The sequence below is a fragment of the Streptosporangiales bacterium genome, assembly GCA_009379955.1.
Taxonomy (GTDB): Bacteria; Actinomycetota; Actinomycetes; order Streptosporangiales; family WHST01; genus WHST01.
The window spans coordinates 1-13039 of sequence record WHST01000159.1; the positions used below are offsets into that span (position 1 = coordinate 1).

Consider the following 13039-nt stretch of genomic DNA (forward strand, 5'->3'; position numbering starts at 1 on the left):
CTGGCACACCAACCGACACACCGGCAACCACGCCCACCGCAAAGCCCGACTCACCCACCAACTCACCACCCTCGGCTACACCGTCACCCTCACCCAGGCAGCCACCTGACAGCCATTTTCGAATGAACGTGATCAACAGGGCGGGGCGTGACGCGGTGCGCCCGTCGAACGAGTAGAGCGCCGGCGCCCAGACCTGCTTGTTCCTGGTCTCGTCGGGGTCCCTGAAGATCTCCTGCACCGGTGCGTTCAGCAGGGTCGTCAGGCTCGGCGACGACCACAACGTTGCACGAACCGGACGGAAGAGCGCGGTCGTGACCGCGACTCAGGGTATGCGGTAGTCGGCGTCGGCCACGTCGCTCACGAACATGTACCCGGGCGCGTGCGTGATCGCGAACGGCGGCCGCGAGGCCATGACCGCCGCCTGTGGCGTGACGCCGCAGGCCCAGAAGATCGGCACGTCGCCCGACACCGGATCGATCGTCTCGCCGAAGTCGGGCTTCGCGAGGTCGGCGATGCCGATCGCGCCCGGGTCTCCGACCTGGACCGGCGCACCGTGCACCGCCGGCATCCGGCCGCTCAGCCGCACCGCATCGTCGACGCGTGCGGCGGGGATGTGGCGCATCGACACGACCATCGGTCCCGACACCCGACCGGCGGGGCGGCATGCCACGTCGGTGACGAACATCGAGATGTCGCGGCCCTGCTCGACGTGCCGCATCGGGATCCCGGCACGGACGAGGTCGAACTCGAACGTGAAGCTGCACCCGAGGAGGAACGCCACGAGGTCGTCACGCCAGACGTCGGTCACGTCCGTCGGCTCGTCGACGAGCTCGCCGTCGCGCCACACCCGGTACGCGGGCAGGTCGGTGCGCAGGTCGGCACCCGGCGCGAGGACGGTGGAGGGCGATCCCGCATCCGTCACGTCCAGGACGGGACACGGCTTCGGGTTGCGCTGGCAGAAGACGAGCACCTCGTACGCCCAGTCGGCGGGCACCGCGATCATGTTCGCCTGCGTGTGTCCCGTGCACCAGCCCGACGTCGTGGCGACGTGACCGCCGCGGAACAGTGCCCGCGCCTCGACCGGGCTCAACGCCCCCGGCTCCCCGACTCCCGCCATTCGATCCACCTCCACCCGCCACCGTACGGGTCAGCTCAACTGCGTACCACGGGTCTCCGGCAGGCCGGTCAGGGCGAGCACCGCGAGGCCGTAGCCGAGCGCACCGAAGATCATCGCGCCGCTCCCGGCCGAGAGTAGAGGATTGTTGAACAATCCGGCAATACCTGTGTTACGGTGAGCCGGTGCAGGTGTCCCTCGAGTCCGACCGCGTGCTGCTCGACCGGACGAGCACCGCGGAGCGGGTCGCCGACATCCTGCGCACCCGGATCATCCAGGGCTTCTTCCCGCCCGGCCGCCGCCTGGTCGAGGGCGCGATCGACGCCGCGCTCGGCGTCTCCCGCAACACGCTGCGTGAGGCGTTCCGGCTGCTCACGCACGAGGGCCTGCTCACCCACGAGCTCAACAGGGGCGTGTTCGTGCGCATCCCCTCGGTCGCCGACGTCGTCGACATCTACCGCGTACGCCGGCTCGTCGAGTGCCCCGCCGTCCGCGGCGTGACCGCGGACGCCGTCGTCACGGACGCCGTCCTCGTTGATGCGCTCGAGCGCATCGGTACGACGCTCGCCGCGGCCGAGCGCGCGGAAGCCGCCGACGAATGGCTCGGCCTCGGCACCGCGAACATCCTCTTCCACCAGGAGATCGCCCGACTCGCCGGCAGCCCCCGCGTCGACGAGCTGATGCGCCGCACGCTCGCCGAGCTGCGCCTCGTCTTCCACGTGATGGCCGACCCACGCCGGTTCCACGAGCCCTACCTCGACCGCAACCGGCAGATACTCGAACGCCTCCGCGCGGGCGACGGTGCCGGCGCGGAGGTCCAGCTCACCGCGTACCTCGACGACGCCGAGCGCCAGCTCGTCCAGGCGTACACCGCCGTACGAGGACCCGACAGACACACGGAGGTGACGGTGGATGGGTGACGACGGACGCTGGCAGTTCTGGGTCGACCGCGGCGGCACGTTCACCGACATCGTCGCCCGGCGGCCCGACGGCTCGTTGCACACCCACAAACTGTTGTCCGACAACCCCTCGCGCTACCGCGACGCCGCGGTCGCCGGGATCAGGCAGCTGCTCGACGTCCCGTCGGGCGACGCCGTCCCCGCCGGCCGCATCGAGGCCGTGCGCATGGGCACCACCGTCGCGACCAATGCGCTGCTCGAACGCCGTGGCGAGCGCACGCTGCTCGTCGTCACGCGTGGCTTCCGCGACGCGCTGCGGATCGGCTACCAGGAGCGTCCGCGCATCTTCGACCGGCAGATCGTGCTGCCCGAGCTGCCGTACGAACGCGTCGTCGAGGTCGACGAGCGCATCCTCGCCGACGGCACGGTCGTCACGCCGCCGGACGTGTCCGCGCTTGCCGACGAGCTGCGGCAGGCATACGACGACGGGATCCGTGCGGTCGCCGTGGTGTGCCTGCACAGCCACCTGCATCCGGAGCACGAGCGTGAGATCGGCGCCGTCGCCGAGCGCATCGGCTTCCCGCAGGTGTCGCTGTCGAGTGACGTGAGCCCGCTGATGAAGGTCGTGCCGCGCGGCGAGACCTGCGTCGTCGACGCGTACCTGTCGCCCGTGCTGCGCCGGTACGTCGACCATGTCGCCGAGGAGCTGGCCGGCGTCCGACTGATGTTCATGCAGTCCAACGGCGGGCTCACCGAGGCCGGCCACTTCCGCGGCAAGGACGCGATCCTGTCGGGACCCGCGGGCGGCATCGTCGGCATGGTGCGGATGTCCGCGCTCGCCGGGTTCGACAAGGTGATCGGCTTCGACATGGGCGGCACGTCGACCGACGTGTCGCACCACGCCGGCGAGTACGAGCGGGTGTTCCATACCACCGTCGCGGGCGTACGGCTGCGCGCGCCAATGCTCGACATCCACACCGTCGCCGCGGGCGGCGGGTCGATCCTGCACTTCGACGGCAGCAGGTACCGCGTAGGCCCCGACTCCGCGGGCGCCGATCCAGGACCCACCTGCTACCGGGGCGGCGGACCGCTGACGGTCACCGACGCGAACGTGATGCTCGGGCGTGTCCAGCCGGAGCACTTCCCGCACGTCTTCGGCCCCGGCGGCGACCAGCCGCTCGACGCCGAGCTGGTCCGCGAGCGGTTCGCCGAGCTCGCGGCCGAGATCGCCGAGCACACGAGCGACGACCGTACGCCCGAGCAGGCGGCCCAGGGCTACCTCGACATCGCGGTCGCGAACATGGCCAACGCGGTCAGGAAGATCTCGGTGCAGAAGGGCCACGACGTCGGCGACTACGTCCTCACGACGTTCGGCGGTGCCGGTGGCCAGCACGCGTGCGCCGTCGCCGACTCGCTCGGCATCACCTCGGTACTCGTGCCACCGATGGCCGGCGTCCTCTCGGCACTCGGCATCGGGCTCGCCGACACCACCGCGATGCGTGAGCAGTCCGTCGAGACCGCGTTCGACGCCGACGGCATGAAACGTCTGGCCGAGGTCGCCGACGAGCTCGAGGAGTCGGCGCGCGCGGAGCTGCTCGACGAGGACGTGCCGGCCGACCGCGTCGAGGTGACGCGCCGCGCGCACCTGCGCTACGACGGCACCGACACCGCCGTCACCGTCGTGCTCGGCGACCACGCCGAGATGAGGGCGGCCTTCGAGAAGAGCCATCGTCGGCTGTTCTCCTTCCTGATGGACCGTCCGCTGGTCGCCGAGGCCGTCTCCGTCGAGGCGGTCGGCCTGACCGAGCAGCCCGACCTGTCACCGCTCGGCGAGTCCGCGGGCGACGACGAGCCCGAGCCCGTCACGTCGGTGTCGATGCACACCGGCGGCGCGTGGCGCGACGTGCCGCTCCACCAGCGCGAACGGCTGCGCACGGGTCACACCGTGACGGGCCCCGCGATCGTCGCCGAGGCCAACGCGACGACGGTCGTCGACGACGGGTGGGCGGCGAACGTCACGGCGGAGGGGCACCTGCTCGTCGAGCGCGTGCGCACGCCGTCCGACGAGGACGTCAGCACCGTGGCCGACCCCGTCCTGCTGGAGATCTTCAACAACCTGTTCATGGCGATCGCCGAGCAGATGGGCGTGCGCCTGGAGGCGACGTCGCAGTCGGTCAACATCAAGGAGCGGCTCGACTTCTCCTGCGCGCTTTACGACCCGGAAGGCAACCTCGTCGCCAACGCGCCGCACATGCCCGTGCACCTGGGCTCGATGGGGTCGACCGTCCAGGAGGTCATCCGCCGCAACGTCGACGAGATGAAGCCGGGCGACGTCTTCGCGGTCAACGACCCGTACCACGGCGGCACCCACCTGCCGGACATCACGGTGGTCACGCCGGTCTTCGACGACGCGGGCGCGGAGATCCTGTTCTATGTCGCGTCGCGCGGTCACCACGCCGAGGTCGGCGGCCTGACCCCGGGCTCGATGCCCGCGTTCAGCTCGGTGATCGAGGAGGAGGGCGTGCTGTTCGACAACTGGCTGCTCGTCTCCGACGGCCGGCTCAGGGAGCAGGAGACGCGCGAGCTACTCGCCGGCGCACGCTACCCGTCGCGCAACCCGGAGACCAACCTCGCCGACCTGCGCGCGCAGATCTCCGCGAGCGAGAAGGGCATCGAGGAGCTCGCCTCGATGATCGACCACTTCGGACTCGAGGTCGTGCAGGCGTACATGAAGCACGTGCAGGACAACGCGGAGGAGGCCGTCCGGCGGGTCATCGACCGGCTCGACGACGGCGAGTACAGCTACGAGATGGACTCGGGCGCGCTGATCAAGGTGCGCATCACCGTCGACCGCGAGAGCCGGTCGGCGACGATCGACTTCACCGGCACGTCGCCGCAGCTCGACACCAACTTCAACGCGCCGACGTCCGTCGCGACCGCGGCCGTGCTCTACGTCTTCCGCACCCTCGTCGCCGACGACATCCCGTTGAACGACGGGTGCCTGCGGCCGCTGCACGTCGTCGTGCCCGACGGCACGATGCTGTCGCCGGAGTACCCCGCGGCGGTCGTCGCCGGCAACGTCGAGACGTCGCAGGCGGTCACGGGCGCGCTCTACGCGGCACTCGAGGTGCAGGCCGAGGGCGCGGGCACGATGAACAACCTGACGTTCGGCAACGAGCGCCACCAGTACTACGAGACCATCTCGTCGGGCTCGGGCGCCGGCGACGGGTTCGACGGCACGTCCGTCGTCCAGACGCACATGACGAACTCGCGGCTCACCGACCCCGAGGTGCTCGAGTGGCGGTTCCCGGTCGTCCTGGAGAGCTACGCGATCCGGCACGGCAGCGGCGGCGAGGGCCGGTGGCGCGGCGGCGACGGCGGCGTGCGGCGCCTGCGGTTCACCGAGGCGGCGACCGTCAGCACGCTGAGCGGCCACCGCAGGGTGCCGCCGTACGGTCTCGCCGGCGGCTCGCCAGGTGGGCTCGGCCGCAACCGTGTCGAGCGCGCCGACGGCACCGTCGACGACATGGCCGGCTGCGACTCCGTCGAGGTCGCCCCGGGCGACGTGCTGGTGATCGAGACGCCGGGCGGCGGCGGCTACGGCACGCCGGTCACGGGGTCAGCCGATCCCTGTTGATCACGTTAACGTGATCAACAGGGACTTCACCCAGCGCAGGGACGAGGTGAGGTCCACGTTGATCACGTTAACGTGATCAACGGCGCCTCCCCGGGCCGAACGCCGGTCGTGCCGTCAGCCGAGGGTGGTGCCGAAGAGCAGGCCTAGCAGGTACGTCGCCGCGGCGGCAGCGTACCCGATCGCGAGCTGGCGCAGGGCGCGCCGCAGCGGCGGGCCACCCGAGAGCAGCCCGACGACGGCACCGGTGACGATCAGGGCGATGCCCACGAGCACCGCGGCGACGATCGTGGCCGGCAGCCCCGCCATGCCGAACGCGTACGGCAGGACGGGGATCACGGCACCGGAGGCGAAGAAGCAGAAGCTCGACAGCCCGGCGCGGATGCCGGTGCCGATCGCCTCGTGCTCGTCGATCTCGCTGTCGGCGGTCACGGCCGGCGCGTCGTCCCTTTCTGGCCGGGAGAGCGTCTCGGTCGCGCGTGCCTGCGCCTCGTCCTCGGCCATCCCCCGCGCCCGGTAGACGAGCGCGAGCTCGTTGGCGTCGATGTCGAGGTGCGGGACCGCAGACCCGGTGTGCGGACTCGGGGACGAGGCCGCGAGCAGCTCGCGCTGCGAGCGGACGGAGACGAACTCTCCCGCGCCCATCGACAGCGCCCCGGCAAGCAGGCCCGCGACGCCGGTGATCAGCACCGTGCCGCTCGACACCCCGCTGGCGCTGATGCCGAGCACCAGGGCCAGGTTGCTGACGAGCCCGTCGTTGGCGCCGAAGACCGCGGCGCGGAAGGTGCCGGAGAGCCTGTTGCGCCCCCGGGTCGCGAGTCCGCGGACGACCTCCTCGTGGATGCGTTCGTCTGCGGCCATCGTCGCGGTCGCGTCGGCGTCGCTCTCGTACGGGGAACGCGCTTCGGCCCGCTGCGCGAGGGCGAGCACGAAGACCGAGCCGAACCGCCTGGCGAGGAACCCGAGCATCCGGGTGCGGATGTCACCTTGCCGGGGCTTGCCGACGTCGGCGCCGAGCAGGTCGAGCCAGTGCGCCTCGTGCCGCCGCTCGGCCTCGGCGAGCGCGAGCAGGATCGCCCGCTCCTCGCCCGTGCGGCGCCCGGCGAGGTCGCGGTAGACGGCACCCTCGGCACGCTCGTCGGCGAGGTACTGCCGCCACCGCCTGATGTCCGCGGCACTCGGCTCGGGACGCGCGGCGGCGGGATGGTCGCTGGTGGGGGTCATTGTTCCCTTCGGTCGGCACAGCCGATAGCCGAAGGTCTCGCTCGCCCGTCGCCGGGTGGTGCACCGGGCCCGCGTGGGCCAGCGTGTCGACACACCGCCGCCGCAGGCGTACGAGACGCCACGGCGGGAACTACTCCCCTTCACCGCCCACGCTAGCCAATCCGGTCCCCGCCCGTCGCTTCGGGGGACCCGACTGGAGCGCCGCAAGCATCCCGAGTCGTAGCCGACGCGGCCCGACGACAGCGGAGCGCCCGCGCCGGTCACCGCGGGTCCCGGCGTCCCGGTCACCCGTAGCGGAGCCGCGGTCATGGTGATACGCCGGTCTCGGACGGACACCCGTCCTGGGGACGGCGACAGCGGGAGGACCACCATGCAGAAGCTCGTCATCGATGCCACGACAGCCGCGCCATGAGCGTCCCGGCGGACCGCCGGCGGCTGCGCGAACGGCAGCGCCCGCTCAAGGACCGGTACGGCGCGGAGCCCGGTGCCGCGGTGCTGCGGCTGCGTGCCGAGGGGTCGCTGGCACAGACCGGCGTGACCTGCTCGGTCGACACGGGCAGGGCGCTCGTCGAGGCCGGGCTGCACGCGGCCGCGGGTGGGGACGGCTCGTCGGCGTGCTCGGGCGACCTCCTGCTGCAGGCGCTCGTCGCCTGCGCGGGCGTCACCCTGCGCGCCGTCGCGGTCAACCGAGGCCTGGATGTCACCGGAACCGTGCGCGCCGAGGGTGAGCTCGACCTGCGGGGAACACTCGGCGTGGACCGTGACGTCCCGGTCGGCTTCCGGACGATCCTGCTGCACTTCGACCTGCACTCCGACGCGCCGGCCGAGGACCTGGCGGCGCTCGTCGCCACGAGCGAGGCGTACTGCGTCGTGCTCCAGACCCTGGCCGGCGGCACCCGGTTGCGAGTCACGCACGACGCGACCTGACGGTGCGTTCCCGCACGGGCGGGCGCCATCCGCTGATATACACCAGTCGTGCCTCTCCCCCGGTTCGCGTGGCGACCGCTCGTCGCGCTCGCGGCCGTCTTCGCCGCCGTCCTGACCGTTCTGTCCCCCCGGTACGGCTTCCACCGCGACGAGCTCTACTTCCTCGTCGCCGGGAAGCACCTGGCCGCCGGGTACGTCGACCAGCCGCCGCTCACGCCGCTGCTCGCGCGCGTGAGCACCGCGGTGTTCGGCGAGAGCCCGGCCGGCCTGCGGGTCGTGGCGACGCTCACCGGCGTCGCTGTCGTGCTGCTGGTCGCCCTCGTCGCCCGCGAGCTCGGCGGCGGCCGCGGGGCACAGGTCGCGGCGGCGCTGTGCACCGCGGTGTCGGTGTTCTTCGTCGCGACCGCGCACATGGTGTCGACGGCGACGTTCGACGTGCTCGCCTGGGTCGCCGCCGGCTGGCTCGTGCTCCGGGTGCTACGCACGGGGAACGGCCGCTGGTGGCTCGCGGTCGGCGCCGTCGCCGGCGTCTCGCTGCTGAACAAGTACCTCGTGGTCCTGCTCTTCGGCTGCCTCGCGGTGGCACTGCTCGCGGTCGGGCCGCGCCAGGTCCTGCGCACCTGGTGGCTGCCCGCCGGCATCGTCCTGGCACTGCTCATCGCGGCACCCAACCTCGTCTGGCAGGCGACGCACGGCTGGCCGCAGCTGACCGTGGCGGCGGGCATCAGCTCCGACGACGGTACGGAGAACCGGCTGTTCTTCCTGCCCGGCCAGATCCTCTACATCTCCCCTGGCTTCGTCCCGATCTGGATCGCGGGGATCGTCCGGCTGCTGCGCGACCCGGCGCTGCGCTGGGCACGGTCGATGGCCCTGACCTACCCCGTCCTCGCCGTCGCGGTGCTCGTCACCGGCGGCAAGGCGTACTACCTTTTGCCGATCCTGCTGATCCTGCTCGCGGCGGGCGTCCCACCGGTGCTCACCTGGCTGGGACGCGGGCGCCTGGTCCTGCGCCGGGCGCTCGCCGGGTTCGTCCTGGTGACCGCGGCGCTCGCCACCGCCACCGGGAGCCTGCCGGTGCTGCCGGCCGCCGCGCTCGACGACGCGGGCATCCTCGCGATGAACCCCGAATCCGGCGAGCAGGTGGGCTGGGACGCCCTGGCGCGTACGGTCGGCACGGCCTGGCGGGAGATCCCGGCCGACCGGCGCGCCGGAGCGGTCGTCTTCACGCAGAACTACGGGCAGGCCGGCGCGATCGCCCACTACGGACCCGCGCTCGGCCTCCCGCAGCCGTACTCGGGCCACATGTCGTTCCACGACTGGGGCCCACCGCCCGACACCGCACGCGGCCCCGTGCTCCTGGTCGTCCAGGCGGGTGACGGCGGGCGGTCGACCGACCCGTTCACCGACTGCCGCACGGTCGCACGCAACGACAACGGGCTCGGCCTCGACAACGAGGAGCAGGGTGCGCTGGTGCTGCGATGCGATGGTCCGCACGAGCCGTGGTCGCGGCTCTGGCCCGACCTGCGCCGCTACTACTGACGCGCGTCACCGTCCGCCAGTACCCGTCACCCGGTCGCGTGCCCTGGCGGTGGACCGTCCCGCGGTGCTAATTTGTTGCGAGTCGTTCGCAACTACACCGTTTGTTCGCAACTACACCGCGACCAGGGGATGACCTCGGATGCACGTGCCTGACGGCTTCTTCGACGCGCCGACGTCCATCGGGGCGGGCGTCGTCACGGCGGGCGTCATCGCGGTCGCCCTCAAGCAGTCGGCGAAGGAGTTCACCGAACGCCTCGCGCCGATGGCGGGTCTGGTGGCGGCGTTCATCTTCGCGTTGCAGATGCTCAACTTCCCCGTCGCCGGCGGGACGAGCGGCCACCTGCTGGGCGGGGCGCTCGCGGCGGTGCTCGTCAGACCCTGGGTCGGCATCCTCTGCATCTCGGTGGTGCTGGCCGTGCAGGGACTGATGTTCGCCGACGGTGGCCTGACCGCGTACGGCCTCAACGTCATCCTGATCGCGGTCGTGCCGACGTTCGTCGCGTACGGCGTGTTCCGGCTCCTCTGGCGGTTCCTGCCGAAGCGCAGGCCGTCGGTCGTCATCGGCGCCACGGTCGCCGCGCTGGTGTCCGTGCCGGTCGCGGCGGCGGTGTTCGCGGTCCTCTTCGCGATCGGCGGCGCCGTCGACCTGTCGTTCGGCACGGTGCTCGGCGCGATGGTGAGCGTCCACGTTCTCGTGGGGATCGGCGAGGCGCTGATCACCTCCGCGGTCGTGAGCACGGTCGTGGCCGTACGCCCCGACCTGATCACGGCGGCACCGGAGCTCAAGCCGACGCTCGTGACGAGCGCGCGGCCGGCGGAACAGGCACAGGTATGACCGATCCGACGACCGGCACCGAGAAGAGGCAACGACCCGCGCGCAGGAGTGTCCGGCTGTTCGTCGTCGCCGGGCTGCTCGTCGGCCTCGGCCTGGCCATCGGCGTCAGCCCGTTCGCGAGCGGTTCGCCCGACGGGCTCGAGAAGGTCTCCGAGCAGCAAGGCTTCGCCGATTCCGCGAAGGACCACTGGTTCACGGGCGGACCGTTCGCCGACTACGGGGTCTCCGGCATCGGCAACGAGGCGGTGGGCACGGCGCTCTCCGGACTCGTCGGCGTCCTCGTGACGATGGGCGTGGGCGTCGCGCTGTTCGCTCTCGTCGGCCTGGTGCGGGGCAGGCGCGCGGCGCGCGACACCTCCCCCGACTGACGTGGGCGCCGGGCACGTCTCCCAGCTCTACGTCGAGACCCGTTCGCCGCTGCACGCCGCGCGGCCGGAGTGCAAGATCGTGGCGACGTTCCTCTTCGTCCTCGCGATCGTCGCCACGCCACGCGAGGCGATGTGGGCGTTCGCCTGCCACGCCGCCGTCGTCGCGACCGCGGCAGCCGTCGGCCGACTCCGCCCGCTCCTGGTCGCCAGGCGGCTCACCATCGAGGTGCCGTTCCTCGCGTTCGCACTGCTGCTCCCATTCCTCGCGCACGGCGAACGGATCGACGTCGGCCCCGTCACGGTGTCGGCCGACGGGCTATGGGGTGCGTGGAACATCGTGGCCAAGGGCACGCTCGGCGTCGCGTCCGCCGTCGTCCTCACGGCCGTCACGACGCAGACCGACCTGCTCCGCGGGCTCGAGCGGCTGCGGTTGCCGCGCACGCTCGTCGCCATCATGACGTTGATGATCAGGTTCGGTGTCGTGCTCACCGACCAGAGCAGGCGCATGCAGATCGCGCGGACGTCACGCGGCTACGACCCACGCTGGATCTGGCAGGTACGCGCGCTCGCATCGTCGGCCGGCACGCTGTTCGTGCGCTCGTACGAACGCGGCGAACGCGTCTACCTCGCGATGACGTCGCGCGGGTTCACCGGAAGCCTGCCGCGCACCGACGACACCCGCGCAACCCCCGCCGCCTGGGCCACGGCCTTGACGCTGCCGCTCGTGGCCGCCGTCATATCGTGCGGGGCATGGGTGAGCATGTGAGCGAGGAAGCGGTCGCGGGGGGTAGTGGCGTGAACGATCCGCCGACCCTGCACGTGCGCGGGCTCGGGTTCGCGTACCCGGACGGCCACCAGGCGCTCTACGACGTCGACCTGACCGTCCGGCCGGGCGAACGTGTCGCGCTCCTCGGCCCGAACGGCGCCGGCAAGACGACGCTCGTGCTCCACCTCAACGGCGTGCTGAGCGGCGGTGTCGGCGAGGTACGTGTCGGCGACCTGCCCGTCACCAAGGAGCACCTGCGCGAGATCCGGCGCCGGGTCGGCATCGTCTTCCAGGACCCCGACGACCAGCTGTTCATGCCGACCGTCCGAGACGACGTGGCGTTCGGCCCCGCGAACCTCGGCGTCCGCGGCGAGGCACTCGACCGACGTGTCCACGAGGCACTGGACCAGGTCGGCATGACGGCGGTGGTCGACCGCGCGCCGCACCACCTCAGCCTCGGCCAGCGCAGGCGCGTCGCCATCGCCACCGTGCTGGCCATGCACCCGGAGATCCTCGTCCTCGACGAGCCGTCATCCAACCTCGACCCGGCCGCACGGCGCGAGCTGATGACCGTGCTCACCGCCCTCCCGCTGACCATTCTCGTCGTCACCCACGACCTCCCGTACGCACTGGAACTGTGCGAACGCTCCCTCATCATGAACGAGGGCCGCATCGTCGCCGACGGACGGACACGAGACCTGCTGGCGGACGAGGACCTCCTGACCGCCAACCGCCTGGAGCTCCCCTTCGGCTTCGAGCTCCGCCGCGACTGACGCCTTCCCGGCGCGAGGGTCCGCAGGCGATGGCGGCGAAGGTCTGCAATCGTGGGATACGTGCCGAAGAACCAGAAGCGACAGACTTCGCAGGTCACGTACGCGATCAAGGCGCAGCTCGACCGTGCCGATCCGCCGATCTGGCGCAACTTACGCCTTCCCGGCGCGACACCGCTTGACGCGCTGCACCGACTCATCCAGGCCGCATTCGGCTGGGAGGACGCGCACCTCCACCAGTTCTCGGTCGGTGATCCCTACCGTTCCCGCGTGGTGTACGAGCCGGCGCCGGAGGAGGACATCGACCTCGATCTCGATCTCGACGAGGGTCCGGAACGGGTCGACGAGTCGACGGTCACCGTCGCCGAGCTCGCCCCGCACACCGGTGATTGGTTCACCTACCTGTACGACTTCGGCGACTCGTGGACGCACACGATCACCGTCGAGTCGGTCGACGAACCGGATTCCGTGGAGCTGTTGCCGCGATGCACTGATGGTCGCCGCATGGCTCCGTTCGAGGACTCCGGAGGCGTGTCGGGTTGGGCCGAGAAGGTCGACGCGGCGCGTGACGACAGCCACCCCGACCATGCCGATGTCAGGGGCTGGCTCGGTCTGGCACCAGGTCAGGACTTCGACCCGGCCCAGTTCGACAAAGACGCGATCGCCGTCGCGATCAGTTCGGTGAAGCAACCATCGGGAGACTGACGACTCGCCGGGTCAGGGTGGTCGGTCATGCACTCGGTTCAGTCTCGGTCTCTGTGTCGGGTCGAGCCATCGAGGTGGGATGGTGTGCGCGCGGCCGTTGCTCATGGTCAGGTCGACGGTGCCGTCGTGGATGGCGGTGTGGTGGGTGGTGCAGACCAGGGCGAGGTTGTCGATGTCGGTGGTGCCGCCTCGGGACCACCAGGTGACGTGGTGGGCCTGGGTGTACTGCGGTGGCGCGTCACACCCGGCCACCACACA

At 71.3% G+C, this 13039-nt stretch carries 11 protein-coding genes and 1 pseudogene; 8 read left to right on the forward strand and 4 right to left on the reverse strand.

Going from position 1 to position 13039, the window contains the following annotated elements; all coding sequences use genetic code 11:
- Positions 1 to 238: hypothetical protein (locus tag GEV10_29515; protein MQA82551.1), on the reverse strand; the 238-nt coding region annotated here is incomplete at its 3' end.
- Between the two features lie 84 nt (positions 239 to 322).
- Positions 323 to 1117, reverse strand: a complete 795-nt coding sequence (locus GEV10_29520) for a putative hydro-lyase (protein ID MQA82552.1) — start codon at positions 1115 to 1117, stop codon at positions 323 to 325.
- Positions 1118 to 1281: 164 nt separating this feature from the next.
- Between GEV10_29520 and GEV10_29525 the strand changes: the two genes are divergently transcribed.
- Both GEV10_29525 and GEV10_29530 read left to right on the forward strand, forming a co-directional pair.
- On the forward strand, positions 1282 to 2034 hold the full coding sequence (locus tag GEV10_29525; protein ID MQA82553.1) for a GntR family transcriptional regulator: 753 nt from the start codon (positions 1282 to 1284) through the stop codon (positions 2032 to 2034).
- Entirely contained in the window at positions 2027 to 5650 is a 3624-nt protein-coding gene (locus GEV10_29530; protein ID MQA82554.1) for a 5-oxoprolinase, read from the forward strand. Before GEV10_29525 ends, GEV10_29530 begins: the two co-directional genes overlap by 8 nt.
- Positions 5651 to 5764: 114 nt before the next feature.
- Here GEV10_29530 and GEV10_29535 read toward each other — a convergent pair whose 3' ends face one another.
- The gene (locus GEV10_29535) at positions 5765 to 6871 is read right to left on the reverse strand and encodes a rubrerythrin family protein (protein ID MQA82555.1); all 1107 of its coding nucleotides are present in this window, start codon (positions 6869 to 6871) and stop codon (positions 5765 to 5767) included.
- A 408-nt stretch (positions 6872 to 7279) separates the two neighbouring features.
- Between GEV10_29535 and GEV10_29540 the strand changes: the two genes are divergently transcribed.
- The 6 genes and pseudogenes from GEV10_29540 to GEV10_29565 all read left to right on the forward strand — a co-directional run bounded on the left by GEV10_29540 (position 7280) and on the right by GEV10_29565 (position 12781).
- The gene (locus GEV10_29540) at positions 7280 to 7798 is read left to right on the forward strand and encodes an OsmC family peroxiredoxin (GenBank protein MQA82556.1); all 519 of its coding nucleotides are present in this window, start codon (positions 7280 to 7282) and stop codon (positions 7796 to 7798) included.
- Positions 7799 to 7846: 48 nt separating this feature from the next.
- Positions 7847 to 9337, forward strand: coding sequence for a hypothetical protein (locus GEV10_29545; protein ID MQA82557.1), 1491 nt, complete (start codon positions 7847 to 7849; stop codon positions 9335 to 9337).
- 139 nt (positions 9338 to 9476) lie between these two features.
- Positions 9477 to 10540 (forward strand): annotated as a pseudogene (locus GEV10_29550) (cobalt ABC transporter permease).
- Between the two features lies 1 nt (position 10541).
- Positions 10542 to 11306, forward strand: a complete 765-nt coding sequence (cbiQ, locus tag GEV10_29555; protein ID MQA82558.1) for a cobalt ECF transporter T component CbiQ — start codon at positions 10542 to 10544, stop codon at positions 11304 to 11306.
- Positions 11291 to 12079, forward strand: a complete 789-nt coding sequence (locus tag GEV10_29560) for an ATP-binding cassette domain-containing protein (protein ID MQA82559.1) — start codon at positions 11291 to 11293, stop codon at positions 12077 to 12079. The genes cbiQ and GEV10_29560 overlap by 16 nt, the downstream gene beginning before the upstream one ends.
- A gap of 48 nt (positions 12080 to 12127) precedes the next feature.
- Positions 12128 to 12781, forward strand: coding sequence for a hypothetical protein (locus tag GEV10_29565; protein ID MQA82560.1), 654 nt, complete (start codon positions 12128 to 12130; stop codon positions 12779 to 12781).
- Positions 12782 to 12793: 12 nt separating this feature from the next.
- Here the strand turns inward: GEV10_29565 and GEV10_29570 are convergent.
- A partial coding sequence (locus tag GEV10_29570; protein ID MQA82561.1) for an HNH endonuclease occupies positions 12794 to 13039 on the reverse strand: 246 nt, incomplete at its 5' end.

What these genes read in the sequence shown, in the direction of transcription:
- GEV10_29520 (MQA82552.1), bottom strand. Translation starts at nt 1,117, where the DNA reads ATGGCGGGAGTCGGGGAGCCGGGGGCGTTGAGCCCGGTCGAGGCGCGG.
- GEV10_29530 (MQA82554.1), top strand. Translation starts at nt 2,027, where the DNA reads ATGGGTGACGACGGACGCTGGCAGTTCTGGGTCGACCGCGGCGGCACG.
- GEV10_29535 (MQA82555.1), bottom strand. Translation starts at nt 6,871, where the DNA reads ATGACCCCCACCAGCGACCATCCCGCCGCCGCGCGTCCCGAGCCGAGT.
- GEV10_29540 (MQA82556.1), top strand. Translation starts at nt 7,280, where the DNA reads ATGAGCGTCCCGGCGGACCGCCGGCGGCTGCGCGAACGGCAGCGCCCG.
- GEV10_29560 (MQA82559.1), top strand. Translation starts at nt 11,291, where the DNA reads ATGGGTGAGCATGTGAGCGAGGAAGCGGTCGCGGGGGGTAGTGGCGTG.